Annotated in this window: 1 protein-coding gene; it reads right to left on the bottom strand. The window is 58.8% G+C overall.

All coding sequences use genetic code 11. The features are described from left to right. Positions 1–863 (bottom strand): glycosyltransferase (locus Q0216_RS02900; RefSeq protein ID WP_298592784.1); only part of this gene is annotated, 863 nt, incomplete at its 3' end. Positions 864–1023: the final 160 nt, after the last annotated feature.

The following is a 1023-nucleotide window of genomic DNA, read 5'->3' as shown; positions in this document are numbered from 1 at the left end:
TGCTCGGCAAGGTTCTTAACACCCTGCCACTTCTTCGCCAGAGCCGCCTTCGGCAGCAGAGTCAGCGCGTGAGCACGCGAAGAGAAGCGAATACGAGCCACGCGAGCAGCCTTCGTCCAACCCAGGGCAGTCATCTCTTCAACCATGGTGTTGTAGTAGCGGCGCTCCTCCTCAAAACGGGTACCCTCCAGGGCACGCCAGGACGAGTCAGAACCACCGTGACGGCGGTACATGAACGCAACCTGCGGGTCGTAGTACAGGGAGCCGCCGCGCATCGTAATGTCGAGAATCAGCGCCATGTCTTGGATAACGTTCAGACCCTCGCGGAAGCCGGTGCCCACGATAGCGTCCTTACGCCAGCCCAGAGACGGGAAGTAGAACCACGCACCGCGCAGCAGGGAAGTAGCCAGCTCCTCACCCTGCAGAACAGCCTCACCCTTGGGGCGGTAGAACGCCTTAGTCTGCTCCACCAGGGTGTTCGACAGGCCGTTGTTCTCATCAATCACAACCACGCCGGGCTGGAAGATGGACGCCTCGGGGTGCTTAGCCGCCGCGTCCACAAGCCACTGCACGTAGTTGGGGAGCATGACGTCATCAGCACCCATGACGGTGACCAGTTCGTTCTCCACGAAGGTCAAGCACTTGCGGTAGTTCGCGTTCGCACCCAGGTTGGTTTCATTACGCATGTAGGTGATGCGCTCGTCCTTGAGCGACTCGAACCAGCCGGGAATCGAGTCGTCCGGGTAGCCGTCATCGATAACAATCAGGCGCCAGTCCGGGTTGGTCTGACCGACCACAGACAGCACAGCCTGCTTCATCATGGCGACGTCGCCGTAGTAGGGGAACAGAATATCAACGGTCATGAGGTATTACTCCAACTCACAAAAATGGAAAGTCTCGACAGTAAAGCTTTTAAGAATCCTGCTGGTTACGCTTCTTCGCACCGGCGGCGCCCTCCGGCTGCTCCTGAAGCGCCTTCAAAATGGCGACTTCCTCAGCCAGGATGCGGGTCTTCTCCGACAG

Source organism: uncultured Rothia sp. (assembly GCF_937976295.1).
Classification (GTDB): domain Bacteria; phylum Actinomycetota; class Actinomycetes; order Actinomycetales; family Micrococcaceae; genus Rothia.
Note: the sequence above shows the minus strand (reverse complement) of the source record. Positions and strands in the feature narration are given on the sequence as shown.